Source organism: Muricoccus radiodurans, assembly GCF_050154705.1.
GTDB classification, from domain to species: Bacteria; Pseudomonadota; Alphaproteobacteria; order Acetobacterales; family Acetobacteraceae; genus Roseomonas; species Roseomonas radiodurans.
Genome location: NZ_CP189561.1, coordinates 6,073,436 through 6,099,646 on the forward strand (window position 1 = coordinate 6,073,436; position 26,211 = coordinate 6,099,646).

The window sequence follows — 26,211 nt, forward strand, 5'->3', positions numbered from 1 at the left end:
GACATCCAAACGCGAACGGGGCGCGGACCCCTCGGTCCGCGCCCCGTCCACGACCATCGCTGCGCGAGGTTCAGGCCGCGACCTTCACCCCGGCCATGCTGCGCAGCACGTAGTGCAGGATGCCGCCCTGCTTGTAGTACTCGACCTCGTCCGCCGTATCGACGCGGCACTGCACCTGGGTGCGGGTCTCCATGCCGTTGGAGCGGTGGATGACCAGTTCCAGCAGCATCCGCGCTTTCAGGTCCTCCAGGCCGAGGATGTCAATCACCTCGTCACCCGTGATGCCGAGTGTCTTGCGGTCCTCGCCCGGCTTGAAGACGAGCGGCAGCACGCCCATCCCGACGAGGTTCGAGCGGTGAATGCGCTCGAAGCTCTCGGCGATCACCGCCTTCGCGCCGAGCAGCATCGTGCCCTTCGCCGCCCAGTCGCGGGAGGAGCCGGTGCCGTATTCCTTGCCGCCGAAGATCACCAGCGGCACGCCCTCGGCCTTGTACTTCATGGCCGCGTCGTAGATCGGCATCACCTCGCCGGACGGGTAGTGCTTCGTGATGCCGCCTTCGATGCCCGGCACCAGTTCGTTCTTGATGCGGGTGTTGGCGAAGGTGCCGCGCATCATGACCTGGTGGTTGCCGCGGCGCGCGCCGTAGGAGTTGAAGTCGGCCTGCCGGACCTGGTGTTCCAGCAGGTACTCGCCCGCCGGCGAGGACTTCCGGATGGAGCCCGCCGGGGAGATGTGGTCCGTGGTGATGGAGTCGCCCAGTTCCGCCAGCACCCGCGCGCCGTGGATGGAGCCGATCGGCGCCGGCTCCGGCGAGATGCCCTCGAAATAGGGCGGGTTCTGCACGTAAGTGGAGCCGGAGTTCCAGCGATAGGTGTCGCTGCCCGCCTCCACCTGGATGCCCTGCCAGTGCGCGTCGCCCTTGAACACGTCGGCGTAGCGGCCGCGGAACATCTCGCGCGTCAGGACGCGGTGCACCGTGTCGTTGATCTCGGACTGCGCGGGCCAGATGTCCTTCAGGTAGACGTTCTGCCCGTCGCGCCCCTGGCCGATCGGCTCCTCGGTCAGGTCCTTCGTGATGGTGCCGGCCAGCGCATAGGCCACCACCAGCGGCGGGGAGGCGAGGTAGTTCGCCCGCACGTTCGGGTGCACGCGCCCCTCGAAGTTGCGGTTGCCCGACAGCACGGAGGCGACGACGAGCTTGTTGTTCTCGATCGCGTCCGCGATCGGGTCCTCCAGCGGGCCGGAATTGCCGATGCAGGTGGTGCAACCATAACCCACGGTCTGGAAGCCGATCGCATCCAGCTCCGCCTGCAGGCCGGAGGCGTTCAGGTAGTCCGTCACCACCTGCGACCCGGGGGCGAGAGACGTCTTCACCCAGGGCTTCGGCGCCAGCCCCTTCTCCCGCGCCTTCTTCGCCACCAGCCCGGCGGCCACCAGCACATAGGGGTTGGAGGTGTTGGTGCAGGAGGTGATCGCCGCGATCACCACGTCCCCGTGGCCGAGGTCGTAATTAGCGCCTTCCACCGCCACGCGCGTGCCCGCCGCCGGCGCGCCCGGCAGGGCCAGGCCGCCCGTCAGCTCCTTGGCGAAGGAGGTGTTGATGTCGCCCAGCAGCACCTTGTCCTGCGGCCGCTTCGGCCCGGCCATCGAGGGCTGGACGGTGGACATGTCGAGTTCCAACGTCTCGGTGAAGACGGGGTCGGGCGTGTCGTTGTCGCGCCACATGCCCTGCGCCTTGGCGTAGTCGCGCGCCAGCGCGATGCGGCTCTCGTCACGGCCGGACAGGCGCAGGTAGCCCAGCGTGATCTCGTCCACCGGGAAGAAGCCGCAGGTCGCGCCGTATTCCGGCGCCATGTTCCCGATCGTCGCCCGGTCGGCCAGCGGCAGGTCGGACAGGCCGGTGCCGTAGAACTCCACGAACTTCCCGACCACGCCCTTCTTGCGCAGCATCTGCGTCACGGTCAGCACGAGGTCGGTCGCCGTCACGCCCTCCCGCAGCTTGCCCGTCAGCTTGAAGCCGACCACGTCGGGGATGAGCATCGCGATCGGCTGGCCAAGCATCGCGGCCTCCGCCTCGATGCCGCCCACGCCCCAGCCGAGCACGCCGAGGCCGTTCACCATCGTCGTGTGGCTGTCCGTGCCGTAGCAGCTATCGGGGTAGGCGATGACGTCGCCGGCATCCGTCGAGCACCACACCACCTGCGCCAGGTACTCCAGGTTGACCTGGTGGCAGATGCCCGTGCCCGGCGGAACCACGCGGAAGTTGTCGAAGGCAGCCTGGCCCCAGCGCAGGAACTCGTAGCGCTCGCCGTTCCGCTCGTACTCCAGCTCCACGTTCTTCCGCATCGCATCCGGCGTGCCGGAGACGTCCACCATCACCGAGTGGTCGATGACCAGATCCACCGGCACCAGCGGGTTCACCTTCTGCGGATCGCCGCCGAGCTTCAGCATGCCGTCCCGCATGGCTGCCAGATCGACCACCGCCGGCACGCCCGTGAAGTCCTGCATCAGGATGCGCGCGGGACGGAACGGCACCTCCTTGTCGGAGCGCCCGCCCTCGAGCCAGCCCGCCACCGCCTTCGCGTCGTCGACGCGGTAGGAGCGCCCGTCCTCGAACCGGAGGATGTTCTCCAGCAGCACCTTCAGCGAGTTCGGCAGGCGGGTGAAATCGACGCCCAGCGCCTCGGACGCCGCGGGGATGGAGAAGTAGTGGTAGGTCTTGCCGTCCACCGAGAGGGTGCGGCGGGTCTTCAGGCTGTCCTGACCGGTTTTGCTCATGGCGGTGAACGATCCCCTGGGCGCGAGCTTGAAAATACAGGCGGCTTCAAGCATGCCGGGGGTTACGGGTCCAGGGGAAGGCCGGGGGTTCAGGGTTGCTGGAAGGGCGGGATCTGGCCGCCCGGCGCGGCGGGCGGGTGGTCTTCGCGGGCCTGACCCTGGCCGCCGGGGCCGGGGAGGCGCTGCTGCTGACCGGCCCGAACGGGGCCGGCAAATCCACCCTCCTCCGGATTCTCGCCGGGCTGCTCCGCCCTGCCGCCGGCGCCGTGGCCTGGGATGGGGAGGGGATCGCGGACGACCCCGCCGGCCACGCCCGCCGCACGCGCTGGCTGGGGCATCAGGACGCGATCAAGCCGGCCCTGACCCCGCGGGAGGACCTCGCCTTCTGGTCCCGGCTGCACGGCGGCGACCCCGCGGCTGCGCTGGATGGCATGGGCCTGCTCCCGCTGGCGGACCTTCCCTGCCGGACCCTCTCGGCCGGCCAGCGCCGCCGTCTCGCCCTCGCGCGGCTGACCCTCGGCGGCGCCCCGCTCTGGCTGCTGGACGAGCCGACCCTCGGTCTCGACTCCGCCTCGGTGGACCGGCTCGGCGCCGCACTGGCCGCCCACCGCGCCCGCGGCGGCCTCATCCTCGCTGCCACCCATCTCCCACTGCCCCTCCCGGACGCGAGGACCGTCAGCCTGTGACGGCGATCATCCTGCGGGACCTCCGCCTTGCCCTTCGCCACCCCGCCGACGCCCTCTCGGCCGTGCTCTTCTTCGTCATCACCTGCGCCCTCTTTCCCTTCGGCATCGGCCCGGCACCGGAGGCCCTCGCGCGCCTCGCCCCCGGGGCCCTCGTGACCACCGCCCTGCTCGCGGCCCTTCTTCCGCTCGACCGGCTCTTCACCGGCGAGGCTGAGGACGGATCCCTCGACCTGCTCCGCCTCTCGGGCGTCTCCCCCGCCGCCCTCACGGCCGCCAAGGCCGTCGCCCACTGGCTGCTCACCGGCCCGCCGCTGCTCCTGGCCACCCCGATCGCCGCGGCTCTGCTGAACCTTCCCACCTCTGCCTGGCCCGTGGCCCTTCTTGCCCTCGCGCTGGCCTCCGCGATCCTCTCCCTCCTCGGCACGCTCGGCGCCGCGCTCACCCTCGGGGCCCGCCGCGGCGGCGCGCTGCTCCCCCTCCTCGTCCTGCCGCTCGCCGTGCCCGTCGTCATCTTCACGGCCGGCGCCATCGAGGCCGCCGCCGCCGACCTCTCGCCGCGACCCTTCCTTCTTCTGCTCGCGGCGCTGCTGGCCGCGTCTCTCCCCTTGGCCCCGCTCGCCGCCGGTGCTTCGCTGCGGGAGGGCTGAACAACCGCGCCCCCGGAGCGTTGCCGCACCATGCCGTTCAAGGGAAAGCCGCCCGGCTCCGGCTCGGGCGAGATGTCGCGCAAGACGAAGGCGCTGCGCCCGGAGATCGCGCTGCCGCCCCGGGCCGTCGAGGAGGCACGGAGGCTCCGCCGCGCGGGCCACGAGCCCGCCTTCATCGCGGAAGCCCTCTCCGCCCCGGTGGAGGAGGTGGAGAAGGCCCTCGTCCAGATGCGGATGCCCCGGCCGGAGACCACGCGCGGCACGCTGAACGTGACCCTCGCCGCCCACCGCCTCGTCATGTCCGAGCGCCAGGGCAACGAGCCGCTCTGGATGACGATGGACCGGTTGCTGGACGAGCTGCTCCGCCGCCGCGCCGCCGACCAGCCCCGGCGCCGCAAGGCGGGGGAGGGGGAGCCGCTCCCCCTCTTCGGCGGAGAGGCCCCGCCGCCGGCCGCTTGACGGCCCCTGCGCCCGTTCCGCCCTGCCTTCGCGGCCCGCCGCGTCCTAGGTTCGCCCGCGCCGTCCGTTCGAGGACGGCGCCAGAGGAAGGAACGCCCGATGTCCGCCACCGGGAAGCGCTCGGCCGCCCCGCCGCCCCTGACCCAGATCGAGATCGACCAGCGCGTCTTCGATCTCTACGACGAATACTGCCACGGCCGCCTCGACCGCCGCAGCTTCCTTGCCCAGGCCGCGGCCGTGACTGCGGGCGGCCTGGCCATGGCCCAGGCCCTGCTGCCCCGATACGCCGCGGCCCAGACGGTCTCGTTCACGGATGAGCGCATCAAGGCGCGCTACGTCACCTATCCCTCGCCCGGCGGCACTTCCGGCACGATGCGCGGCTACCTTGTCCAGCCCGTCGGCACCGGACCCTTTCCCGCCGTCCTCGTCATCCACGAGAACCGTGGCCTCAATCCCTACATCGAGGACGTCGCCCGCCGCTTCGCCGTGGCGGGCTTCCTCGCTCTCGCCCCGGACGGCCTCTTTCCCGTCGGCGGCTACCCCGGCAACGACGATGACGGCCGCGAGCTCCAGGCCCGCCTGGACCAGGGCAGGCTGCGTACCGACATTCTGAACGGCGCGCGTTACGTGAAGGGCCTGCCGCTCTCGTCCGGGAAGCTCGGCATCACCGGCTTCTGCTGGGGCGGCAGCACGACCAACGCGCTCGCCGTCGCGCTCGGACCGCAGCTCTCCGCCGCCGCGCCGTTCTACGGTGCCGCGCCGCCGACCGCCGAGGTGCCCGCGATCGAGGCGCCGCTGCTGATCCACTACGCCGAGCACGACGAGCGCATCAACGCGATGTGGCCGGCCTATGAGGCCGCGCTGAAGTCTGCCGGCACGGCCTACGAGGCGCACATCTACCCGGGCACCCAGCACGGCTTCCACAACAACTCCACGCCCCGGTACCACGAGGCATCGGCCAGGCTCGCCTGGGACCGCACCGTCGTGCATTTCCGGCGGCACCTGGCCTGATCGGGCCCTTGTGTTGAGGGCCGGGAAGAGGATCGCATCCTCATCCCCAGCCTCCTTCGTTCGCGCGTGGCCTCCTCCGAATGCGGAGGGCTGGCGCAGGCGACGGCCTGCAGCCCTGCTCTCAAGGCAATCTGAAAGGTTGGGCAGCGCGCATCCCGGAGGACAAGGGACGGGTTCCGCCCCGAATGCCGCCTGTAATGCGCTGATCCAGCCATCGTCCAAGCAGCTGCATCGGCTGCTCGACACCGAGGAAGGTGATCCACGCGACCGGAACGGTGAACAGTAAAACCACGAACATGAATTCACCGATCTCCACCACCGACCAGTTATGGGTGGGTGCCAGGGATGTCGATCCCAGAGTGTGGAGAAGCACGAAGATAATGATCATATGGAGAAGGTAAACGCTGTACGAAATCTCTCCGAGAAATCGGATCGACTTCCACTCGAACCAGCGGATTGGCGGCCCATGCAAGACGATGCAGACGATGAATGCCGCGGAGGTCATCTCAAGGAGCACGGCAAGCGGCGGGACAAATGACGGATCGCCGAGGAGTGTTCTACCGGTCAGGAACACGAACACCGAAAGCCCGGTGAAGAGCACCCGAGGCGGCCTCGAGCGTGTCCAGAACCAGGTGCCGAAGGACCCACCCCAGCGGGTGATCAGGGCGCCGACGAGAAAGCTGCACGTGAAGACATTCATGTAGGCCGTCAACCGGGGATTCGAGAGGCTGAACATCGCGATGACGAGTGCGACCACGGTCACCGGCGCGGCTTTTCGATGCTGGCTTATGGCAAACAAGAGCGGAAAGAGAAGGGACCCGATAATCTCGACCTTGATCGACCAGGCTGGGCTGTTGAGGCTACTCGTGACGGCCAGCGCATTCTTCGCCCACTCGAAAGGAAGAGCGTCCGGCGCGACTTGATACTGGCTGTGTGCCCACTCGGAAACAAAGGCCAGGTGCTGGCCGGCCCCGATCGCGAGCTGAAAGATCGCCGCCATAAGGGCAGCGAGCCACAGCAGCGGGTACAATCGAAATCCGCGCCGGATCCAGTACCCGAAGATCTGCCTCGGGTTTTTCCTGACATCGCGTTCGAAGGAGATGGCGAGGACCGCACCGCTCAGCACGAAGAACAACGTCACGCAGGCAGAGCCATTCAAGGCGGCGAGGGCGACACGCAGTGCCGACGCATGTTCTGGCGCCACATTCACGGCCGTCAGGCAGTGACACAGGACCACGACCAATGCTGCCAAGCCACGAAGCGCTGCCAGGCCACTGCTGTGGCGATGGTGATCTGCAGCCTCAGTCATCAGTCCAATCCATCTCTCACACACAAAAATACCACCCTTGAAACGACTTGGATGTCAAACAGTAAAAACTTCTCAACTCAAAGTTGCGGGTGGATTTGCGTATAAGGTAATCCACATCTGTATCTCACCATTTCTAGCCGTGTTTGTCGATCAACGGTACGCGGCCCGAAGTTCAGATTGGCATTAAGCCATCTGGCCGCTCGGGAGTTCTCTTGCTCACCGTACAGGAAAACGCTCGATCACCGTTACGAGTGTCGCCGTGGTCGTCGTCAGGGCACAGGCGTGAGGGCATCCGAGGGGCAGCGCAGTCCCCCTCGGACCAAGGCTGAATCGTCCGGCTTGCTCGTCTAGGCGCGCCCCGCCTGCCCGATGCGGTACTTCTCTGCGCCGTTCCGCCAGAGCACGCGCTCGGCCAACTCTGCCCCCAGCACGCGACGCACCAGTTCCAGGTCCGCCACCTCGAAGGGCCGCCGCGCCCGGGTGGACGGAATATCCGTCCCGAACATCAGCGCCGAGGGATCGCGCGCCGCGATCGCCTCCAGCACGCGGGGCACGTTCATGTCCACGCGCCCGAACCCCGTCGCCTTCACCTTTGCCCCGGCCGCGACGAGGTCCAGCACGACCGGCAGTCCGCGCTCCGTCATGCCCAGATGATCAATCACGATGGGGGAGGGGAGCTTCGCCAGCTTGTCCGCATGCGGCGCCAGCGCCGCCGCATCGGCGTAGATCTCCGGATGCCAGCCTGCCGCGGCATGCGCCCGCGTGGCCGTCGCGACGATGTCGTCCACGCTGTCGATCCGCCCGCGGAAGACGTTGAAGCGCAGCGCGCGCACCCGTGCCCGGGCGAGGTCCGCCATTGCCTCGTCCGGGATGTCGTTCGGGACCTGCGTCACGCCGACCCATTCCGGCCCCAATGCCCCGAGCACGGCGCGCAGATAGCTCTGGTCGAAGCCGTGGAAGGACCCGGAGACCACCGCGCCGCCCGTGATACCCAGAGGCCGCGCCTGCGTCTCGTACTCCGGCCAGGTCAACGGCGGCGGCAGGTAGCCCTGGTTCTCCACCAGCGGATAGCGCGGATCGATGATGTGCAGATGGCAGTCGAAGACGCGCCCGGCCGGCGCTTGCGCCCGTGCCGCGCCCGCTGCAACGGTGCCCAGCGCCGCCACCACGCCGCGGCGCGTCATGCTCATCCCGTTCATCCCGTTTCCTCCAGGGTGGTTCATCATCGCCGCGCTCAGCGCAGGCTGATCCGATAGGAGAAGCGGTCGCCCCGCCCCCAGGCGCGCCGCCACTCGATCGGCGCCCCATCCACGGTGAGTGACAGCCGGTCGATGATCGCGACCGCGCTCCCCTCCGCCACGCCGAGCCATTCCGCGCGACGCGCATCCGCCAGCCCCACGCGCAGCGCATCCTCCACGCCGCCGACGACCAGCCCGAACTCCCGCTCGTAGAGCGGATAGAGCAGCGTCTCGAAGCTCTCGATCGGCCGGTCGCGCAGCGCGGCGAAGCGTGGGAGGGGAAGGAAGATCTCCTCCATCACCACCGGCTCCCCGCCCCAGAAGCGCAGCCGGTCCAGCCGCAGCGCGGCGTGGCCCGCCGGCAGGCGCAGCGCCCGCGCCGCATCGTCCGGCAGCGTCGTCAATGCGGAGCCGACGATCCGGCTTTCCGGGATGATCCGTCCCGACCCCGCCTGATCCTCGAAGTTGAAGAACCGGAAGAGCGGCGCCTGGAAGGCCGGCCGGCGAACGAAGGTCCCGCGCCCCTGCCTTCGCTCCAGCAAGCCCTCCTGGACCAGCTGCCCCAGCGCCCGGCGCAGCGTATTCGGCGCCACGCCATACTCGGCCGCCAGCAGCGCCTCCGCCGGGATGCGGCTGTCCGCCGGCCATTCCTGGCTTGCGATCCGCGCGGCCAGTGCGTCCCGCAACCGCGCGTGCAGCGGCAAGCGGAGATCCGGCGCAGCTTCCGCGGCGTGGTGGGAGGGGAGGCCCATCACGCCAGCTTGCCTCCAGACGGCATCTGGTGCAATAGTTCTTTAAAGGACCCACGAGGATGCCATGAACCGCCGCTCGATCCTGCTCTCCCTCCCGGTCATCGCGGCGGCATCGGCCACCATCGCCCAGACCTTTCCCGATCGTCCGGTGCGCCTCGTCGTCCCGTTCCCGCCGGGCGGCAGTTACGACGTGATCGCACGCCTCCTCTCCCGCCCGCTCCAAGACGCCTGGGGCCAGCCCGTCATCGTCGAGAACCGCCCGGGGGCCGGCGGCAATATCGGCGCCGATTCGGTTTCCAAAGCCGCGCCGGACGGCACCACTCTGCTCCTCTGGGGCGACGGCCTTCTCATCAACCAGGCCCTCTCCCGGACGCGTCCCTGGGATGCGCTGCGGGACTTTGCGCCCGTTGCCCGAATCGCCGAGAGCCCGCAGGTCCTCGTCTCCGCCCCTGGCCGGGGCGTGGACACCCTCGCCGCCCTGCTCGCCAGGGCTCGAACGCGTGACGTGACCTACGGCACCGCGGGCAACGGCACCCCCGGCCACCTCGCCGGGGAACTCCTGCGCAGCAAGAGCAACGCGCGCCTGACGCACGTTCCCTACCGGGGCGGCGCTCCCGCGCTGGCAGACCTGCTGGGCGGCCAGATCGACGCCGTCTTCACCGGCATCCCGGCCTGCCTTCCCTTCATCCGGGACAACAAGGCCGTAGCGCTCGGCGTCTCTTCGGCGACCCGGTTCTCCCTTCTGCCGGAAGCCCCGGCGATCGCCGACACCGTTCCCGAGGTTGCTGTGGACACCTGGTACGGCCTGCTCGGTCCGGCGCGCCTCCCGGAGCCTCTCCGGGCGCGCATCGCCGATTCGGTCCGCACCGCCCTGACCCGCCCCGATACGGCCGAAACCCTTCGCGCCCAGGGCTTCGAGCCCGCGGCCAGCGACCCTGCTGCCCTCGGCGCACTCCTGATGCGGGACGCGCCCCGCTGGGCCGAGATGGTCTCGATCTCCGGCGCGACGGCCGACTGACCATGGCCGGCAGCCCGCACGAGACCCGTCGCGCCATCGCCCCGGACGGCACCGGGATCGGCTACAGCCTCCACCCCGGTGCCCCTGGCGCCCCGCGTGTCGCGCTGATCCACTCCCTCGCCCTCGACCGCCACTTCTGGGACGCCGTGGCGGAGGAAGCCGACGACCGTCTCACGCTCCTGGCCCTCGATGCCCGCGGCCATGGCGCGTCCGCCCGCCCGCCCGGCCCCTACACCACCGACCTGATGGCCGACGACGTGGCCGCCGTGCTGGACGAGGCCGGCTGGGACCGCGCGATCATCGCCGGCTGTTCGATGGGCGGCTCGATCGCGCTCGCCTTCGCCGCGCGCCATCCGGGACGGACCGCCGGCCTCGTCGCGATGGATACGACGGACTGGTACGGCCCGGACGCCCCGGCCGCCTGGTCCCAGCGCGCGGAGACGGCGCGTCAGCAAGGCATGGCCGCCCTGATCCCCTTCCAGCGCGACCGGTGGCTCAGTCCGGCCTTCCTGGCCTCGAACCCTCAGGTGCAGGCGCGGCAGGAGGCGGTCTTCGTCGCCAACGACGTGGCCGCCTATGCCGCGAGCTGCGCCATGCTCGGCACGATGGACAACCGGGCGGCCACGGCCACCATCCGTGCCCCGGCCGTCATCCTCGTCGGCGAGCAGGACTATGCCACGCCGCCCGCCATGGCCGAGGCCGTCGCGGCGCGCATCCCCGGCGCCACGTTCCGCATCCTCGAAGGCGCCCGTCACCTTTCCCCGCTCGAACGTCCTGCGGAGATCGTCGCCGCCATTCTTGAGGTCGCCGGCCGCAGCGCCTGATCCGAGAAGCGGCCCCCAACGGATCGCGGCGTCCGGGAGGCGGAGCCTCCCGGCGCCGCTACTCCCCCCGCAGCGGCCGAGCCATCAACAACTCCACCGCCCCCGCGACGCTGAGCTTTCCATCTAGCACCGCTGCCACGGCGGCCGCGACCGGCATCTCCACCCCGACGCCTGCCGCCCGGGCGACGAGGGCCGGGGCCGTTGCCACCCCCTCCGTCACCCCGGTCCGGCCTGCCAGGACCTCGCGCGCGCTCTCCCCGCGCCCGATGGCGTGGCCGAGGGAGAAGTTCCGGCTTCCCGCCCCCGCGCAGGTGAGCATCAGGTCGCCCAGCCCCGAGAGCCCCGCGACCGTTTCGGCACGCCCGCCCAGCGCGACCGCGAGCCGCCCGATCTCCGCGAGGGCGCGGGTCACCAGCGCCGCCCGGGCATTCTCTCCGAGCCCGGCGCCCATGATCGCGCCGGCGGCGATGGCGGCGACGTTCTTGGCCGCCCCGCCCACCTGCACGCCGACTGGATCGCCCCCCGCGTAGACCCGGAACGCCGAGGAGGAGAGCCGCGCCACGCCGGCCTCGCGCAGGTCCTCGTCGGTGGTCGCCAGCACCGCCGCCGCGGGCAGCCCCGACGCCACCTCATGCGCGAAGTTCGGGCCGGAGATCACCGCGAGGGGCAGGCCGGGACGCGCGGCCGCCACGATCTCGAGCGGAAGGCGGAGCGACCGCGCCTCCACCCCCTTCGCGGCGACGATCACCGGCGGCAGTGGCGGAAGTGCCGACAGCACCGCGCCGAGGTGCTGCGTCGGCACCGCTAGGATGACGATCGCCGCCTCGGCGATGGCGTCCTCCGCCTCCGCCGTCACGCGCAGGCCGTGCGGGAAGGGAGCGCCCGGCAGGTGCCGCGAGTTCTCCCCGGCCGACCGCATCGCCGCCGCGCGTTCGGGGTCGCGCGCCCAGAGCACGACGTCCGGCACCACCCGCGCCGCCTGGATGGCCAGGGCCGATCCCCAGGCCCCCGCGCCGATCACCGCGACCCTCATTCCCCGACCACCCGCGCCACCTCGAAGCCCGCCCCCGGCTCCCCGTCGGACAACGCGGCCAGCAGGGCCGCCAGGATCTCGCGCGCGGTCTCCTCGAAGCCGAAGGGCGGGTTCACCACCGCCAGGCCGCAGCCGTTCAGCCGCGTCGGATCGGTCGGCTCCCGCAGCCAGAGGGCCGGTGCCACCACGCCGCGCACCCCGCTGGCGCGCACGGCCTCGTGGAAGGCCCGCACCGGCGCCCGGTGCTTGATCGGGTACCAGACCGCCTGGACCGCGCCGCGGAAGCGCCGGGAGACGAGCGCGATCCCGGCCACCAGCCGATCGAACTCGCCCTCGGCCTCGAAGGGGGGGTCCATGAGCACCAGCCCGCGCCGCTCGGGGAAGGGCGTCAGGGCGGCCAGTGCCTCATAGGCGTCCCGCCGGTGCACCGACACTTGGGCGTGCGCCGCGAAGGCGGCCCGCAGCGCCGCGTGGTCCTCCGGGTGCAGTTCACAGAGAGCCAGGTGATCCGCCGGCCGCAGCATCGCCCGCACCAGCGCCGGACTGCCGGGATAGGTGCCGCGCGGAAACCCGCGCACCAGGGAGAGCCACGGCAGCAACGGCCCGTCCGAGACCCTCTCCAGCCGCCCGATCCCCTCGCGCCACTCGCCGGTGCGCCGCGCCGCCTCGGACTGCAGATCGTAAGTCCCGATCCCCGCATGGGCATCGAGCACCCGGAACGGCGTCGCCTTGCGCGCGATCGCCGCGACGATCGCGTGCAGCAGCGCGTGCTTCACGCAGTCCGCGAAGTTCCCGGCGTGGAAGGCGTGGCGGTAGTTCATGGCGCCGTGGGCCGCCCGGCAAACGGACGGCCCCTCTCCCAACCGGGGGTTCGCAGGCCGGGGCAGGGCGTGTTCACGCGCCTCTCCTCCCATGCCCGAGACCGGCGCTCAAGCCATCCCGCCTCCGCCCGAAGGACGCGTGCAGGACGGAATCACGCCGTCAGGTGCTCGACCAGGATGACGCCCCCCAGGATCATCAGCGCCACCCCGCCCAGCGCCTCCGCGATCCGCCCGACCCGTGCGCCCAGCAGCCGCCCGACCAGCACCCCGCCCGTCGCCATCAGGAAGGTCGCCGCCCCGATCGCCGCGGCGATGACCCAGATGTCGGCGTTCACGAAGGCCAGCGACACGCCGACTGCCATCGCGTCCAGGCTCGTCCCCACCGCCGTCGCCAGCAGCATCCAGCCCGACCGCCCGCCGGGCGCCGCGCCCTCCGGCCGGCGCACCGCCTCCAGCACCATCCGCCCGCCCACCAGCCCGAGCAGCGCGAAGGCGATCCAGTGGTCCACCGCCGCCACCAGCCCGGCCGCCGCCACGCCCGCGGCCCAGCCGATCACCGGCGTGATCGCCTCAACGGTCCCGAAGACCAACCCCGCCCGCATGGCATCGCCCAGGCGGGCGCGCTCCGCCACGGCCCCCCGGCCCAGGGCGGCGGCGAAGGCATCCACGGACATGCTGACGGCCAGCACGGCGATCGCGACGGGCGACATGGCGAAACTCTCATCGGACGGGACGGGGAGGCGGCGCCGGGCCGGTCCAGGGTCCCCGCGCCGTCTCGGTCTCGCCAGGGCCGCGATCGCGGCACGCCGGGCCACGCGCCGCCGGCGCGAGCCTGTTGACCCGGTTCCGCCCTGGACGGCGGTGGCTACTCCCCGATGGCAGGCTCCGTACCGGCGCCGGCATCGGTCGTCAAATTATCCTTTTACATCAATGTGATAAAGCAAAGGCTCAGGAATGCTGACGAGGCTAAGATCCGACGCCCGTCCCCCGCATCTCGTCCAGCGGCCAGCGCGGCCGCGGCGCGTGGTCCAGCGGATCGGCCAGCCCCTCCCGCAGGCGCTCGATCCCGCACCAGGCCACCATGACCGCGTTGTCCGTGCAGAGCCGCACCGGCGGAGCGACCAGCGGGAGCCCGGCGCCCGCCGCCACGGCCGCCAGAGCCGTCCGCACGGCCCCGTTCGCCGCCACCCCGCCCGAGACGACGAGCGCCGTCGCCTCCTGCATCATGGCGAGCGCGTGCCGCGCCCGGTCCGCCACCACCGCCGCGACCGAGGCCTGGAACGACGCTGCGATGTCAGCCGGATCGGCCGCCTTGCCCACGGCCTGCGCCAACGCCGTCTTGAGCCCGGAGAAGGAGAAGTCGCATCCCGCGCGCCCGAGCAGGGGCCGTGGCAGCGCCACCCGGCCCGCATCACCCTGGGCCGCCAGCCGCTCCATATGCGGCCCCCCCGGCCAGGGCAGGCCGAGCAGCTTCGCCGCCTTGTCGAAGGCCTCCCCCACCGCGTCGTCCAGCGTTGTCCCGAGCCGCCGGTACCTCCCCAGCCCCTCCACCGCCACGCACTGGCAGTGCCCGCCCGATAGCAGCAGCAGCAGGTAGGGGAACGCCACGCCGCCCCCGACCAGGCCGGGAAGGCGCGGCGTCAGCGCGTGCGCCTCCAGGTGGTTCACCGCCACGAAGGGCAGGCCATGCGCGAGGGCCATCCCTTTGCCGAACCCGGCTCCCACGATCAGTCCACCGATCAGGCCCGGCCCCGAACTCGCCGCCACCCCGCCCAGCCCGGCCGGGGCCACCCCGGCTTCCGCCATCACCCGCACGACCAGCCCGGGGAGGTGAACCAGGTGCGCCCGCGCCGCCAACTCCGGCACCACCCCGCCGAAGCGCGCGTGCTCCTCCGTCTGGCTGAGCACCGCCTCCGCCAGCACGCGCCCATCCGGGGCCAGCACGGCGGCGGCCGTCTCGTCGCAGGAGCTCTCGATGCCCAGCACCGGGCCGTTCAGAAGGGGAGGGGTCACGCCCGCCTTCTGGCCCATCCCGCGCCGGGCCGGTAGCGGCGCCGTGCCCGGCCCCCATGCCGCGTGCGCGGAGCCGATCCTGCCATCGCGCGCCGTGCCGGCGGACGCCAGGCCACCATCCCCTCCGTCCTCGGACCGCGCGGCGGATCGCGGAGGGTGAGCTGCCGCGGAGACCCGCCGCCAGCACCGCCGGCCTCGGCCCTGTCGCCACCGGCGGTCTCGGGCCCCGGACCACCCTCCTTCCCCCCTCGGAAATCCCGCTCTATGACGCCGCCCATGTCGCTCGCCCACCCTGCCGGCGGCGCGCCCGCGCGGGTGCGCCCGCACGCGCGTCCCCTTCCCCTGCGCGTCGGGACCCGCGGCTCGCCGCTCGCCCTCTGGCAGACCCGCTGCTTCCTCCGGATCGTCACGCATTTCTGCCCCGTCCTTCGCCATGCGAACGCCTTCGACGAACACGTCATCGCGACATCCGGCGACCGCATCCAGGACCGGCCCCTGGCCGATGTCGGCGGCAAGGGCCTTTTCGCGAAAGAGATCCACGAGGCCCTGCTGGACGGCCGCATCGACTTCGCCGTCCACAGCCTGAAGGACCTGGAGACGGAGATGCCCCCCGGCATCGTCCTCGCCTGCACCCTCAAGCGGGAGGATGCGCGCGACGCGCTGGTCCCCCGTCCCGGCCTCGCGGCCCTGGACCCCGCCGACCCGCTCGGCAGCCTGCCGGCCGGCGCCCGGCTCGGCACCGCCAGCCTTCGCCGGCAGGCGCAGGTGCTGCATGTCCGCCCGGATCTGCAGGTCGGCGTCATCCGCGGGAACGTGCAGACCCGCCTCCGTCGCCTGTCCGAGGGCGAGTTCGACGCCACCCTCCTCGCCCTCGCCGGCCTCCGCCGCATGGACCTCTCGCCGGAGGGCATGGTGGTCCTCGACCCCGAGGCGATGGTCCCCGCCGCTGGCCAGGGCATCATCGGCGTCACCGTCCGCGAGGGCGACACCGAACTGCACGAGCTCCTCGGCGGCATCGAGGATCGCGAGGCCCGTGCTGTCTCCCGCGCCGAGCGCGCCCTCCTCGCTGCGCTGGATGGCTCCTGCCGCACCCCGATCGGCGGCCATGCAAAGCTTTTGCCGAACGGCCAGCTCCACCTGACCGGCCTCGTGGCCCGTCCCGACGGTTCCTTCCTCCTCAAGCGTAGCCTGCACGGCCCCGTCGCCGACGCCGCCGGCCTGGGCGAGTCTCTCGGCTACAGCCTGCGCGACGACAGCCCGGCCGACATCTTTGGCTGAGGATTCGCGTCCCGGCTGCCTCATCACCCGTCCCGAGCCGGGCGCCGGCGCGACGGCGGAGCGCGTGGCCGCCCTTGGCTGGCGGCCGGTCCTCGCGCCTGCCCTCGTCCTGACACCGCTGCCCATGCGCCCCGCCCCGGCCGCCCAGGCGGCGCTCGTCCCCAGCGCCGCCTCGCTGCCGGCGCTCGCCACCGCCTGGCCCCTCGGCCGCCCGCTGCTGGCCGTCGGCGAGGCCACCGCGGCCACCGCCCGCCACCTCGGCTTCGCCCAGGTCATCGCGGCCGACGGCGATGCCGAATCCCTCGCCGCCACAGCCGCGGCCCGGCTCGACCCGCGGGACGGCCCGCTGCTCCTCGCGGCCGGGCGCGGCTACGGCACGGCGCTCGCCGCCGCCGTCCAGGCCCGCGGCTTCGGCGTCATCCGCCGCACCGCCTACGCCGCCACCCCGGCCGCCGCCCTACCGGAGGAGGCCTGCGCCGCGCTCGCATCCGGCACCGTTCGGGCGGGGCTGTTCCTTTCGCCCCGCAGCGCCTCCGTGGCCTGCGCCTTGCTGCGGGGGGCCGGCCTCGCGGGTGCAGCAACCGGCATCCGCGCGGTCGCGTTGAGCGCCCGCGTGGCCAGGGCACTGGCGGACCTGCCCTGGCGGTCCCTAGATGCCTCCCCACGGCCGGACCAGGACGCTTTGCTGACCATGCTCGGGCCCCCGCCAGAGAGAGGACCTTCTCCGCCCCCATGAGCGACCCGCAGAAGCCCCCCGGCGGTCCGAAGCCGAAGAACCGGACGTACAGCGTGACCCCACCCGCGACACCCCCGGCCGCGCCGGACGCGGCCGCCCCGCTGCCGCCGGCCGGCAGCGACGTGCCCGCGGCGACGCCGGCCGCCGCGCCCGCGGTCGCGGCCTCGTCGGACGCGGCGGTGGCCCGGGAACCGGCGCCCCCGACTTCGGCTGCCGCCGCGAGCGCCGCCGCGGAGGCCGAGGCGCCCGTGGGCGCCCGGCCCGCTGCGTCCGCCGCCGCCGCGCCCCGCGTCACGGTTCGCCCCGGGGCCGTCCCGCCCCGCCCGGCCGCGCCCGTCACCGTCATGGGCCGGCGCTTCGAGCCGGCGCTGCTGCCGATCGGCGCGGCGCTCGTGGTCCTGGCCGGGGCGGTCATCTACCTCGTTGCCAGCCCGCGAGAGCGCCCTGTCGCGCCGGGCGCCACGCTCCAGGCCGAGGCCGATCGAACCGCGACGCTCGACCGCCGCCTCGCCGCGCTGGAGGCGCGCCCCGCCGCCGAGGGCCTCGCCGACCGGGCCGCCGCCGCCGAGCGCCGGCTCGATGCGGCCGAGGCTGCCGCGCGTGACCTGGCCGCCCGCCCGGTGCAGGACGCCGACGCCCGCGCCGCCATCGCCGCCCTCCGCACCGCGGGGGAGGAGCGCGCCACCGCGGTCGATGCGCGCATCGCCGAGGCCCTGCGCCGCGCCGAGGAGCGCGACGCGGCCCTCGACGGTCGCCTTGCCGAGACGGCCCGCAGCGTCACGGAGCGCTTCAATGCCCTGGAGGGCCGGATCGCCGAGTCCGCCCGCGCGGTGGACGAGCGCCTGTCCGCCGCCGACGGCCGGGCCACCGAGGCCGCCCGCGCCGCCGGCGAGCGGATCGCCGCGCTGGAGGGCCGGGTCGCGGAGGGCGAGCGCCGCACCGAGGCGCGCATCGCACAGGCCGAGGGCACGCTGGCCAACCGGCTGACCGGCGCGGAGCAGGCCCTGGCCGCCCGCGTCACCGCCGCCGAGCAGGCCTTCGCCCCGCGCCTCCAGGCGCTCGACGCCACGCTGAACGAGCGCGTGGAGGCCGCCGGGTCGGCCGTGAACCGTCGGCTTGACGAGGCCGGCCGCGCCCTGGACGAGCGCCTCTCCCGCCAGGAAGGACAGCTCAACCAGCGGATGGCGGCGCAGGAGGCCGCGCTGGGCGAGCGGATCGGCGCCCAGGAGCGCGCCCTGGCCGAGCGGGTCCAGCAGTTCGAGCAGCGCCTGCGCCAGGCCGAGGATGCGGAGCGCCGGCTCGGCGCCCTGGCCGCCCGCGGCAACATCCAGAACGCGCTGGAGGCCGGCCGGCCCCTCGGTCCGGCCATGGCCGGTCTATCCGCCGAGCCGCCGCCGGCCCTGGCCCGCTACCGGACGACGCCCCCGCCGACCGAGGCGGCGCTGCGCCTGTCCTTCGAGGAGGCGGCCCGCGCCGCCCGCGCGGCGGCCGAGCCGCAGGCCCAGGGCGTGGGCGAATCCGCGCTCGCCCGCCTGCAGGGCCTCGTGACCGTGCGCCGCGGCGAGCAGGTGGTGGTCGGCGACCCCGTCTCGGGCGAGTTGGAGCGTGCCCGCCGCTATCTCGAGGCGGGCGATCTGCCGGCGGCCGTGGAGCGCCTGGAGCGGATGCCCGAACCCTCCCGCCGCGCGATGGCTGGCTGGATCGGGCAGGCGCGCGAGTTGGTGGAGGCGCGCAACGCCGTCCGCGACCTCGGCACCGGGCTCCCTGGCACCGGGCTCCCTGGCACCGGGACTTCCCGCTCCGGGAACCCCGGCTGATGGCGCGCGCGATCGGGCTGCTGATCCTCCTCGCGGCGGGGGTCGCGCTCGCGCTCTTCCTGCGCGACCTGGGCGGCGCCATCGAGATGACGGTGGGGAGCACCTTCGTCGCGGTGCCCCTCTGGCTCGCGCTGCTGGCGCTCGTGATCGCCTTCGCGGTGGTCCACCTGCTGCTGGTCGGCTGGCGGTCGCTGCGGAACTGGCCGGCCCGAATCCGCGCCCGCCGGGCCGAGCGCCATCGGCGGGATGGCGACGCCGCCGTCACGCGCGCCCTTGTGGCACTGGCTGCGGGTACCTCGGATCAGGCGCGGCTGGAGATCCGTCGCGCTCGCAAGCTGCTGGGCGATACACCGCAGACCCTTCTGCTGACCGCCGAGGCCGAGCGCGCCGCCGGGCGCAACGACGCCGCCAACGAGGCCTACAAGGCCCTCGCGGCGCGGGAGGACGGCAAGTTCCTCGGCCTGCGCGGCTTGCTGAGGGACGCGATGGAGCGGCAGGACTGGCCCGTGGCCCAGCGCTTGGCGCGGGAGGCCGAGGCGGCCCAGCCCGGCGCCACCTGGGTGCGGGAGGAGCGCGCGGCGCTGGCCCTGCGGACCCGCGACTGGCGGGAGGCGCTGGCCCTCTCGCCGCCGACCGTCACCGGCACCACCCGCGCCTCTCTCGCGCTCGCGGCGGCCGCGCAGGAGCCGGACGCCGAGAAGGCGGCCGAGCTGGAGAAGCAGGCCTTGTCCGCCGATCCGGGCTTCGCGCCCGCCGCCCTGGCCCAGGCGCACCGGCTGGAGGCCATGGGCAGCCCGCGCCGCGCGAAGACCGTGCTCCAGACCGCCTGGGCCGCCGCGCCGCATCCCGACCTCGCCGAGGCCTACATGGCGGGGGAGAAGGACAGCCTCGCTCGGGTGAAGGCCGCGGAGGCACTGACCCATGCCAACCGGACCCATCCCGAGAGCCGCCTGGTGCTCGCCCGCACCGCCCTGGCCGCGAACCTGACGGGGCGGGCCCGGGCCGAGCTGGAGGCGCTGCTGGCTTCCGGCGGGGCCGACCGCCGCGCCTATCTCGCGATGGTCGACATGGAGGCCGTGGAGCTGGGCGACAGCGCGGCGGGCCGCGCCGCGGAGGCGAAGTGGCTCCGCGCCGCGGCCGAGGCGCCGCCTGAGCCGCGCTGGCGCTGTTATGCCTGCGCCACCGACCACGCCGCCTGGGCGCCGGTCTGCGAGCATTGCGGCACGGCCGGGCGCATCAACTGGACCGGCACGCCGGCCAGTGCGGGCGGCACGCTGACCGCCAGCTGAGCGCCCCCGCAATTCCAGCGGTTGCCGAGGGACGCGGAGGCGGCTAGAAGGCCGCTCTCCGCACGGTTCGCCGACGTAGCACAGCGGTAGTGCAATCGATTCGTAATCGATAGGTCGTGAGTTCGATTCTCACCGTCGGCACCATTTCTTCCTGACTTCCAGCATTTATTCGGCCCGACGGGCCCCGTCTGCGGTGGGTTGCGCCAGCAGGCGATCCGGCCGATGAGTCCGGATGCGTCGCATCCTCCTCATTCTGCTCATCCTGGTTCCGGTGGTGGCAATCGCGCTGTTCATCGTGGCCAATCCGCCGCGCGCTTTCTTCCCGGCCCGCGAATCTTTCCAGTGCGCGCGGATGAGCGGTGGCAACGCGGCGCAGGTCGGGCTGGAGATCGACGGAGCCCAGGCGACGCTTGTCATCGGCAGCGAGCGGCTGGCCGGCACGGCATCCCACGGCTGGAACAAGGTGGGCGGCACCTTGTCCGACGGTCGCGCGCTGAACCTGCGCACCGACACCAATATCGGCGTCTTCTACAACCCGCCCTTCGCGACGGGCGAGTACCGCTGCACCCGCAACGCCGGCTGATTCAGGCCGGCGGTCGGCGTACGGGATAGGCGCTGGAGAAGATCTCCTCGACCGGCGGGTGGCCGAAGGTGCGCTGGGGGTAAAGGGCGACCATCCGGTCGAACTGCGCCTGCGCCCGCGCGCCCCAGGCATCCCAGTCCACGCCGGGGATCGCGCCGTCCTGCATCGAGGCGCGGCCGTCTACGATCACCGTGCGCGCATCCGTGCCGCGGCCCGCGATCATCAGCGTCTGGATCGGGTCGATGATCTGCCCGAGATGTGGCGCCGACAGGTCCCACACCACGATGTCCGCCCGCGCGCCGGGCGAGAGTCGACCGAGGTCGCCTCGGCCAACCGCGCGCGCGCCACCGAGCGTCGCGGCGTCGAACAGGTCCTCCGCGCGGCAGGCCGCCGCGTCGTTCTCCACCACGCGGCAGAGCAAGAGGCCGGTCTGCAGGTTCAGCAGCATGTCGGCGGGCCAGGTGTCCGTGCCCATGCCGATGTTCAGCCCCATCTCCCGGTAGCGCCGGAAGCTGCTGATCGCTCCTCCGCCGCGCGCCGAGACGAGGGGGCAGTGAGCGATGGACACGCCGCCATCCCGCAGGATTTCCAGGTCCCGTCCCGGCTGCGGGTTGCGTGGCGTGCCGGTGACGGCGGTGGCGTGCGGCACGATCAGCCGCGGCGACAGCACGCCGAGGGAGTCCAGCCACTCCGGCGTCGTCATCCCGTGCAGGCGGCGGACCGTTCCCACCTCCATGGCGGACTGAACCGCGTGCTGGCGCCAGGGCACGTCGAGGTCGGCCGCGGCAGCGGCGCTGCGGCGCAGGAGCTGGGGCGTGCAGGTCTCCACGCGGTCGGGAGACAGCATGGTGCGGATCAGGCCGTTGGCGCGGCCCTCGTTCCGGCGGCAGAAGGCGATCGCCTCGTCCAGGCCGCGCAGGCCCCGCGCCTCATCGAAGTCGGTGCCAATAGTGCCGTCATCCTCCACCACCATGCCGCCCGTGCGGTAAGCGGGGCCGAGATAGGCGCGGAGGTTGAGGGACTCCGCAACCTCGGCGGCGGCCTCGAACTCCGCGACCGTCTCCGCCCATTCCCGGTAGAAGAGCGAGGCGATGGGCAGTGCCGTGGTGATGCCGTTCCGCAGGAGATGCGCGAAGGCGTAGCGCTTCTGGAAGGCCAGCTCCTCCTCCGAGTACATCTCGAAGGGGCCGGCGCGGAGGTAGGAGCGCGGCCAGACGCGGCCCTTCTTCCAGGCCGGGCCGTTGTCGAACCCGAGGATGGTCGTGTCGAGGTCCGAGAGCGCGTCCAGGTCCACGAAGCCCGGGGCGATCAGCGCGGCGCCGTAGTCCACGCGGCGCGCCACGGGGCCAGGGTACGCGTGTCCGGCGAAGGTGACCGTACCGTTCTCGAACACGATTTCGCCGTTCGGAAGAAGGACGTGCTGGCCGTCCGCGTGGCCGAGCACCCAACGCGCGGTCAGCAGGGTGGGGCCGTCCAGCCGGCCCCAGGGAAGCGCGGGCGTCACGGCGCCTCGGCCAGCGCGCGGCCGTCCCGCGCGACGACGCGGCCGGATTTCACGACGAGTGGACGGGGCGCGCGGTCCACGACAGCCTCTGCCACGGATTCGCCCCGCACCAGCACGAGATCGGCATCGCAGCCCGGCTCCAGCCCGTAGGCCGGCAGGTCCATGGTGCGGGCGCCGCCCTCCGTGCAGACGCGCAGCGCGAGTTCCACCTCGTCGTCGCGACGGAGATTGTTGCGCAGGCCGACGATCATGGCGCGCTCCAGCATGTCGCCGTTGCCGTAGGGGCTCCAGGTGTCGCGGATCCCGTCATTGCCGGCGCAGACCGTGATGCCGCGGCGGGTGAGGGGGGCCACCGCGGGCACCGGGCGGCTGGGTGCGCCGGTCGTCATGATCCGCACGTCGAGCGCCGCGATCTCGTCCAGAAGCGGGTCGATCAGCGCGGGATCGGGGTGGCCGAGGCAGAAGGCGTGGCTGATCGTCACGTTGCCCCTCATGCCGAGCGCGCGGGTGCGCTCCAGGATCAGACGGGTGGAGAAGGCGCCGAGTTCACCCGTCTCGTGCAGGTGGATGTCGAGCGGCTTGCCGAAGCGACCGCAGAGCGCGAAGACCGCGTCGAGGTGGCCCTTCGGGTCGGAATCGATGCCGCAGGGGTCGAGGCCGCCGACCACCTCCGATCCCATCCGCATCGCCTCCTCCAGCAACTCCAGCGTGCCGGGGCGTGCGAGGAGGCCGGACTGAGGGAAGGCGACGATCTCGATGAAAACGTGATCACGCAGCGCGTCCCGCGTGCGCATCACGCCCTCGATCCCTTCCAGGCCGATCTCCGTGTCCACGTCGACGTGCGAGCGGATGTGGGTGGAGCCTTTCGCGACCGAACGGATGGCCTGGCGCATGGATTGCCGGTGCGGGTCGATGCCCAGCGCCTTCTTCGTGGCCCGCTCATTGTCGATCTTGTCGATCAGCCGCGGTCCGACCTCGTTCCGGTACCAGGGCATCCCGAGCATCGTCTTGTCGAGATGCGTGTGCGCCTCGACGAGGCCGGGCAGGAGGATGTGGCCGGCGCCGTCCTCCTCCGGCGTGCCGGCGGGAGGGGACGCGCCGTCCGGCGCAATCTTGCCGTCCAGGATCATCACGTCTCGCAACGGACCGCCCCAGGGGCGGACGTTCCGGACGATGAGGGAGGCGGCCATCGGAGGTCCTCTCGAGGCAAAGGGCCGGGAAGGCTCGCATGATTCGTCGCTTCCGTCCCCGCCCGAGGGGTGGCGATCGGGCCTCCGCCGAAACCTCTTCCCGTCCGGCGATCACGCATCCATGATCGCCGGCGACGACCAAGGCCGATCGGGGACGGGGTGAACTCCCCGTCATCCGACGGAAACAAGCGCGCGGCGTGATCCCCGGAAAGGGGACGGCGGGACCGCGCGATCGGGGGATGAGTGGCATGACGGACGATCTGGGCACCCTTGGTTTTGGCCGGCGCGCGGCGCTGATGGGCGCGGCGGCGCTCTCGCTCGGCGCGCGTGGGGCGGCGGCACAGGGCGCGGCGCGGGAGGCCCCGGACCTCGCGCGGCAGGTGGCGGCGAACCAGTTGCCGGCACTGGCGCAGCGCCTGCCGTCGGACCCGCTGGTGGTCACGCCGGTCGAGCGGGTCGGGCGCTATGGCGGCACGCTGCGGCGCGGGCTGCGCGGATCGGCCGACCACAACGGCATCCTGCGCATGGTGGGCAACCAGGGCCTGACGCGCTGGAACCTGCAGTTCACCGACGTGCTGCCCGGCGTCGCGACGCGCTGGGATGTCAGCCCCGACGCGACCGAGTTCACCTTCCACCTGCGCCCCGGGATGAAGTGGAGCGACGGCCAGCCCTTCACCGCGGACGACATCGTCTTCTCGATGGTGGATTGCCTCGGGAACACGGACCTCTATCGCAGCTATCCCAGCATCTACATGGTGAATGGGCGGCCGCCGGACGTCACCAAGGTTTCCGATACGGCGGTGCGCTTCAAGTTCGCCGCGCCCTTTGGGCTGCTGCTGCAGCAATTCGCCACGCCGCTCGGGCAGCACCCAACCCTGTTCCCGCGGCACTACTGCCGCCAGTTCATGCCGGCGGGCGATCCCGACGTGCTGACGAAGGCGCGCGCCGCGGGCTTCACGGACTGGCCGTCCTTCTTCCGCGCCCGCTGCGGCGACATCGAGATCCCCAGCCGCTGGAGCAATCCGGCCAAGCCGACCCTCGACCCCTGGGTGGTCACGGAGCCCTACACCGGCGGGGCCACGCGCGTGGTGATGCGGCGCAACCCGTATTTCTGGCAGGTGGACACGCAGGGCAACCAGCTTCCCTACATCGACGGCATCACCTTCGGCATCGCGCAGGACGTGGAGAGCCTGATGCTCGACGCGATCGGCGGCCGGCTGGACCTGCAGGAACGGCACCTCGATTCGCTCCAGAACAAGCCGACCCTCGCGCGCAACGCGCAGCGCGGGAACTACCGGGTGTTCGACACGACGTCCGCCAATTCCCAGCAGATGACGATCTACCCCAACATCCTGCACAAGGACCCCGCGATGCGGGCGATGTTGGGGAACAAGGATTTCCGCATCGCGCTGTCGCACGCCATCGACCGGGCGGAGATCATCGAGGCGGTGTATCTCGGCCAGGGCGAGCCCTGGCAGCACGGGCCGCGCCCGACGCATCCCTGGTACCATGAGCGGATGGCGCGGCAGTACACGCAGCTCGATCGCGCGAAGTCGAACCAGATCTTCGACCAGCTCGGCTACAACCGGCGGGATTCGCAGAACTTTCGGCTGCGGCCGGACGGGCAACGGGCGGGATTCTCGGTCAACGTGATCCCGGCACTGAATCCGGACCACGTGGACGCGCTGGAACTGGTGAAGCGCCACTGGGCCGCGGTGGGCATCGACATGCGCGTGAACACGATGGAGCGCGCGCTGTTCTACACGCGCGGCGACGCGAACGACCATGATGCGCTCGTTTGGCTCGGCCCGGGCGGGCTGGACCCGATGCTGGACGCCCGCGACTACCTGGCCATGCACCCGCAGGGCTCCTGGCAGGCCGTCCCCTGGGCGGTCTGGTACGCCTCGGGCGGCAAGGAAGGGCAGGAGCCGTCCGAGAACCAGCGGCAGCGGATGCGCCTTTACGACGAGGCGCGGACGAAGGTCAGCCCGGCCGAGCAGGCGCCGCTCATGCGGCAGATCTGCGACCTTGCCGCCGACGCCTTCGAGATCTTCGGCGTGTCGCTCTCGCCGAACCTCTTCGGCATCGCCAGCAACCGGCTGAAGAACGTACCGAACGGGATGCCTCAAGCCTGGTCCTGGCCCAACCCGGGGCCGTCCATGCCGCAGCAGTATTTCTTCGAGTCCTGATGGCACGCGGGGCCGGGCGATCCCGGCCCCTTTCGGCGAGGAGCCGCCATGCTGGCCTATATCGGCAAGCGCCTGATCTGGATGGTGCCGTCGCTGTTCGCGGTGTCGTTCATGGCCTTCGTGCTGATCCAACTGCCGCCCGGAGACTACGTCACCACCTACATCGCGACGCTCGCGGCCTCGAACGAGGTGGTGGACCAGCAGCAGGCCGCGGACCTCCGGAACCGCTTCGGCCTCGATCAGCCCTTCATCGTGCAGTATGGCAAGTGGATGTGGGGCATCCTGTCCCGCGGCGATTTCGGCCTGTCCTTCGAGTGGCAGCAGCCGGTATCCGGCCTGATCTGGGAGCGGATGGCGCTAACCCTGGCGCTGACCTTCGCGACGCTCCTGCTGACCTGGGCCATTGCCCTGCCGATCGGCGTCTATTCCGCCGTGAAGCAGTATTCCATCGGCGACTACTTCGTGACGGCGCTCGGCTTCATCGGGCTGGCGATCCCGTCCTTCCTCTTCGCGCTCGTGCTGATGTACCTCGCGGTCGTGTATTTCGGGCAGGAGGTGGGCGGGCTGTTCAGCCCGGAGTATCAGAACGCGCCCTGGTCCTGGGCGAAGGTCTGGAACCTGATGGAGCACATCTGGGTTCCGGTGCTCATCCTCGCGGTCAACGGCACGGCCAGCCTCGTCCGCATCATGCGCGCCAACATGCTGGACGAGCTGCCCAAGCCCTATGTCACGACGGCGCGAGCCAAGGGGCTGTCGGAGTTCCGGCTGCTGGTGAAGTACCCCATGCGGCTGGCGATCAACCCTTTCATCTCCACCATCGCGTGGCTTTTGCCGAACCTCGTATCGGGGGCCGCGATCGTGGGTGTGGTGATGTCGCTGCCAACGGCGGGGCCGCTGCTGCTGCAGGCGCTGATGAGCCAGGACATGTATCTCGCCGGCGCCTTCATCCTGCTGCTCTGCACGCTGACGCTGGTGGGCACGCTGATCTCGGACCTGTTGCTGGCCGCGGTCGATCCGCGCATCCGGCTGGAGTAG

23 protein-coding genes and 1 tRNA gene are annotated in these 26,211 nt (G+C 72.0%); 14 read left to right on the top strand and 10 right to left on the bottom strand.

The genetic code is table 11. The annotated features are described in order from the left end of the window. Positions 1-70: 70 nt before the first annotated feature. On the bottom strand, positions 71-2,779 hold the full coding sequence (acnA, locus tag ACP6CK_RS28280; protein ID WP_426956676.1) for an aconitate hydratase AcnA: 2,709 nt from the start codon (positions 2,777-2,779) through the stop codon (positions 71-73). Positions 2,780-2,874: 95 nt separating this feature from the next. Between acnA and ccmA the strand changes: the two genes are divergently transcribed. The 4 genes from ccmA to ACP6CK_RS28300 all read left to right on the top strand — a co-directional run bounded on the left by ccmA (position 2,875) and on the right by ACP6CK_RS28300 (position 5,582). Then, positions 2,875-3,465, top strand: coding sequence for a heme ABC exporter ATP-binding protein CcmA (gene ccmA / locus ACP6CK_RS28285; RefSeq protein WP_426956677.1), 591 nt, complete (start codon positions 2,875-2,877; stop codon positions 3,463-3,465). Then, entirely contained in the window at positions 3,462-4,112 is a 651-nt protein-coding gene (ccmB, locus tag ACP6CK_RS28290) for a heme exporter protein CcmB (protein ID WP_426956678.1), read from the top strand. Before ccmA ends, ccmB begins: the two co-directional genes overlap by 4 nt. A gap of 30 nt (positions 4,113-4,142) precedes the next feature. Further along, on the top strand, positions 4,143-4,571 hold the full coding sequence (locus ACP6CK_RS28295) for a hypothetical protein (protein WP_426956679.1): 429 nt from the start codon (positions 4,143-4,145) through the stop codon (positions 4,569-4,571). A gap of 99 nt (positions 4,572-4,670) precedes the next feature. After that, a complete protein-coding gene (locus tag ACP6CK_RS28300) occupies positions 4,671-5,582 on the top strand; it encodes a dienelactone hydrolase family protein (protein ID WP_426956680.1) in 912 nt (303 codons plus the stop codon). 121 nt (positions 5,583-5,703) lie between these two features. Here the strand turns inward: ACP6CK_RS28300 and ACP6CK_RS28305 are convergent, their stop codons facing one another. From ACP6CK_RS28305 to ACP6CK_RS28315, 3 genes are all read right to left on the bottom strand, one after another. After that, positions 5,704-6,891: an acyltransferase family protein gene (locus ACP6CK_RS28305; RefSeq protein ID WP_426956681.1), complete on the bottom strand. Its 1,188-nt coding sequence runs from the start codon at positions 6,889-6,891 to the stop codon at positions 5,704-5,706. 347 nt (positions 6,892-7,238) lie between these two features. Then, positions 7,239-8,081: an amidohydrolase family protein gene (locus tag ACP6CK_RS28310; protein WP_426956682.1), complete on the bottom strand. Its 843-nt coding sequence runs from the start codon at positions 8,079-8,081 to the stop codon at positions 7,239-7,241. Between the two features lie 44 nt (positions 8,082-8,125). After that, positions 8,126-8,881, bottom strand: a complete 756-nt coding sequence (locus ACP6CK_RS28315) for a GntR family transcriptional regulator (RefSeq protein WP_426959994.1) — start codon at positions 8,879-8,881, stop codon at positions 8,126-8,128. Between the two features lie 64 nt (positions 8,882-8,945). On the opposite strand from ACP6CK_RS28315, the gene ACP6CK_RS28320 reads away from it, so the two are divergent. Further along, positions 8,946-9,899, top strand: a complete 954-nt coding sequence (locus ACP6CK_RS28320) for a tripartite tricarboxylate transporter substrate binding protein (protein WP_426956683.1) — start codon at positions 8,946-8,948, stop codon at positions 9,897-9,899. Positions 9,900-9,901: 2 nt separating this feature from the next. After that, positions 9,902-10,723: an alpha/beta fold hydrolase gene (locus ACP6CK_RS28325; protein WP_426956684.1), complete on the top strand. Its 822-nt coding sequence runs from the start codon at positions 9,902-9,904 to the stop codon at positions 10,721-10,723. Positions 10,724-10,781: 58 nt separating this feature from the next. Here ACP6CK_RS28325 and ACP6CK_RS28330 read toward each other — a convergent pair whose 3' ends face one another. The 4 genes from ACP6CK_RS28330 to tsaD form a co-directional block, all read right to left on the bottom strand. Further along, entirely contained in the window at positions 10,782-11,756 is a 975-nt protein-coding gene (locus ACP6CK_RS28330; RefSeq protein WP_426956685.1) for an NAD(P)H-dependent glycerol-3-phosphate dehydrogenase, read from the bottom strand. Next, on the bottom strand, positions 11,753-12,577 hold the full coding sequence (locus ACP6CK_RS28335; RefSeq protein ID WP_426956686.1) for a 23S rRNA (adenine(2030)-N(6))-methyltransferase RlmJ: 825 nt from the start codon (positions 12,575-12,577) through the stop codon (positions 11,753-11,755). Before ACP6CK_RS28335 ends, ACP6CK_RS28330 begins: the two co-directional genes overlap by 4 nt. A 152-nt stretch (positions 12,578-12,729) precedes the next feature. Next, positions 12,730-13,287, bottom strand: a complete 558-nt coding sequence (locus ACP6CK_RS28340; RefSeq protein WP_426956687.1) for a manganese efflux pump MntP family protein — start codon at positions 13,285-13,287, stop codon at positions 12,730-12,732. A gap of 256 nt (positions 13,288-13,543) precedes the next feature. Further along, on the bottom strand, positions 13,544-14,590 hold the full coding sequence (gene tsaD, locus ACP6CK_RS28345; protein WP_426956688.1) for a tRNA (adenosine(37)-N6)-threonylcarbamoyltransferase complex transferase subunit TsaD: 1,047 nt from the start codon (positions 14,588-14,590) through the stop codon (positions 13,544-13,546). A 276-nt stretch (positions 14,591-14,866) separates the two neighbouring features. Here tsaD and hemC point away from each other — a divergent pair, with 276 nt between their 5' ends. The 6 genes from hemC to ACP6CK_RS28375 all read left to right on the top strand — a co-directional run bounded on the left by hemC (position 14,867) and on the right by ACP6CK_RS28375 (position 20,293). Next, positions 14,867-15,868: a hydroxymethylbilane synthase gene (gene hemC / locus ACP6CK_RS28350; RefSeq protein WP_426956689.1), complete on the top strand. Its 1,002-nt coding sequence runs from the start codon at positions 14,867-14,869 to the stop codon at positions 15,866-15,868. Beyond that, entirely contained in the window at positions 15,861-16,604 is a 744-nt protein-coding gene (locus tag ACP6CK_RS28355) for a uroporphyrinogen-III synthase (RefSeq protein WP_426956690.1), read from the top strand. Before hemC ends, ACP6CK_RS28355 begins: the two co-directional genes overlap by 8 nt. Next, entirely contained in the window at positions 16,601-18,421 is a 1,821-nt protein-coding gene (locus ACP6CK_RS28360; protein ID WP_426956691.1) for a mitofilin family membrane protein, read from the top strand. Before ACP6CK_RS28355 ends, ACP6CK_RS28360 begins: the two co-directional genes overlap by 4 nt. Further along, positions 18,421-19,710, top strand: a complete 1,290-nt coding sequence (locus ACP6CK_RS28365; RefSeq protein ID WP_426956692.1) for a heme biosynthesis HemY N-terminal domain-containing protein — start codon at positions 18,421-18,423, stop codon at positions 19,708-19,710. Before ACP6CK_RS28360 ends, ACP6CK_RS28365 begins: the two co-directional genes overlap by 1 nt. Before the next feature lie 69 nt (positions 19,711-19,779). Then, positions 19,780-19,854, top strand: a tRNA-Thr gene (locus tag ACP6CK_RS28370). Between the two features lie 88 nt (positions 19,855-19,942). Further along, a complete protein-coding gene (locus ACP6CK_RS28375) occupies positions 19,943-20,293 on the top strand; it encodes a hypothetical protein (protein WP_426956693.1) in 351 nt (116 codons plus the stop codon). A gap of 1 nt (position 20,294) precedes the next feature. Here ACP6CK_RS28375 and ACP6CK_RS28380 read toward each other — a convergent pair whose 3' ends face one another. Both ACP6CK_RS28380 and ACP6CK_RS28385 read right to left on the bottom strand, forming a co-directional pair. Continuing rightward, complete coding sequence (locus tag ACP6CK_RS28380) at positions 20,295-21,797, bottom strand: amidohydrolase family protein (protein WP_426956694.1); 1,503 nt, start codon at positions 21,795-21,797, stop codon at positions 20,295-20,297. Next, complete coding sequence (locus ACP6CK_RS28385) at positions 21,794-22,987, bottom strand: amidohydrolase family protein (RefSeq protein ID WP_426956695.1); 1,194 nt, start codon at positions 22,985-22,987, stop codon at positions 21,794-21,796. The genes ACP6CK_RS28380 and ACP6CK_RS28385 overlap by 4 nt, the downstream gene beginning before the upstream one ends. A 248-nt stretch (positions 22,988-23,235) precedes the next feature. Here ACP6CK_RS28385 and ACP6CK_RS28390 point away from each other — a divergent pair, with 248 nt between their 5' ends. Continuing rightward, positions 23,236-25,176 (top strand): ABC transporter substrate-binding protein, encoded by a 1,941-nt coding sequence (locus tag ACP6CK_RS28390; RefSeq protein ID WP_426956696.1) that lies wholly within the window; start codon positions 23,236-23,238, stop codon positions 25,174-25,176. Positions 25,177-25,224: 48 nt separating this feature from the next. Further along, positions 25,225-26,211 (top strand): ABC transporter permease, encoded by a 987-nt coding sequence (locus ACP6CK_RS28395; protein ID WP_426956697.1) that lies wholly within the window; start codon positions 25,225-25,227, stop codon positions 26,209-26,211.

What these genes read in the sequence shown, in the direction of transcription:
- ACP6CK_RS28330 (WP_426956685.1), bottom strand. Translation starts at nt 11,756, where the DNA reads ATGAGGGTCGCGGTGATCGGCGCGGGGGCCTGGGGATCGGCCCTGGCC.
- ACP6CK_RS28365 (WP_426956692.1), top strand. Translation starts at nt 18,421, where the DNA reads ATGGCGCGCGCGATCGGGCTGCTGATCCTCCTCGCGGCGGGGGTCGCG.
- ACP6CK_RS28385 (WP_426956695.1), bottom strand. Translation starts at nt 22,987, where the DNA reads ATGGCCGCCTCCCTCATCGTCCGGAACGTCCGCCCCTGGGGCGGTCCG.
- ACP6CK_RS28305 (WP_426956681.1), bottom strand. Translation starts at nt 6,891, where the DNA reads ATGACTGAGGCTGCAGATCACCATCGCCACAGCAGTGGCCTGGCAGCG.
- ACP6CK_RS28375 (WP_426956693.1), top strand. Translation starts at nt 19,943, where the DNA reads ATGCGTCGCATCCTCCTCATTCTGCTCATCCTGGTTCCGGTGGTGGCA.
- ACP6CK_RS28300 (WP_426956680.1), top strand. Translation starts at nt 4,671, where the DNA reads ATGTCCGCCACCGGGAAGCGCTCGGCCGCCCCGCCGCCCCTGACCCAG.
- acnA (WP_426956676.1), bottom strand. Translation starts at nt 2,779, where the DNA reads ATGAGCAAAACCGGTCAGGACAGCCTGAAGACCCGCCGCACCCTCTCG.
- ACP6CK_RS28360 (WP_426956691.1), top strand. Translation starts at nt 16,601, where the DNA reads ATGAGCGACCCGCAGAAGCCCCCCGGCGGTCCGAAGCCGAAGAACCGG.
- ACP6CK_RS28340 (WP_426956687.1), bottom strand. Translation starts at nt 13,287, where the DNA reads ATGTCGCCCGTCGCGATCGCCGTGCTGGCCGTCAGCATGTCCGTGGAT.
- ACP6CK_RS28320 (WP_426956683.1), top strand. Translation starts at nt 8,946, where the DNA reads ATGAACCGCCGCTCGATCCTGCTCTCCCTCCCGGTCATCGCGGCGGCA.
- ACP6CK_RS28390 (WP_426956696.1), top strand. Translation starts at nt 23,236, where the DNA reads ATGACGGACGATCTGGGCACCCTTGGTTTTGGCCGGCGCGCGGCGCTG.
- ACP6CK_RS28325 (WP_426956684.1), top strand. Translation starts at nt 9,902, where the DNA reads ATGGCCGGCAGCCCGCACGAGACCCGTCGCGCCATCGCCCCGGACGGC.
- ACP6CK_RS28395 (WP_426956697.1), top strand. Translation starts at nt 25,225, where the DNA reads ATGCTGGCCTATATCGGCAAGCGCCTGATCTGGATGGTGCCGTCGCTG.
- ACP6CK_RS28315 (WP_426959994.1), bottom strand. Translation starts at nt 8,881, where the DNA reads ATGGGCCTCCCCTCCCACCACGCCGCGGAAGCTGCGCCGGATCTCCGC.
- ACP6CK_RS28295 (WP_426956679.1), top strand. Translation starts at nt 4,143, where the DNA reads ATGCCGTTCAAGGGAAAGCCGCCCGGCTCCGGCTCGGGCGAGATGTCG.
- hemC (WP_426956689.1), top strand. Translation starts at nt 14,867, where the DNA reads ATGTCGCTCGCCCACCCTGCCGGCGGCGCGCCCGCGCGGGTGCGCCCG.
- ACP6CK_RS28310 (WP_426956682.1), bottom strand. Translation starts at nt 8,081, where the DNA reads ATGAGCATGACGCGCCGCGGCGTGGTGGCGGCGCTGGGCACCGTTGCA.
- ACP6CK_RS28335 (WP_426956686.1), bottom strand. Translation starts at nt 12,577, where the DNA reads ATGAACTACCGCCACGCCTTCCACGCCGGGAACTTCGCGGACTGCGTG.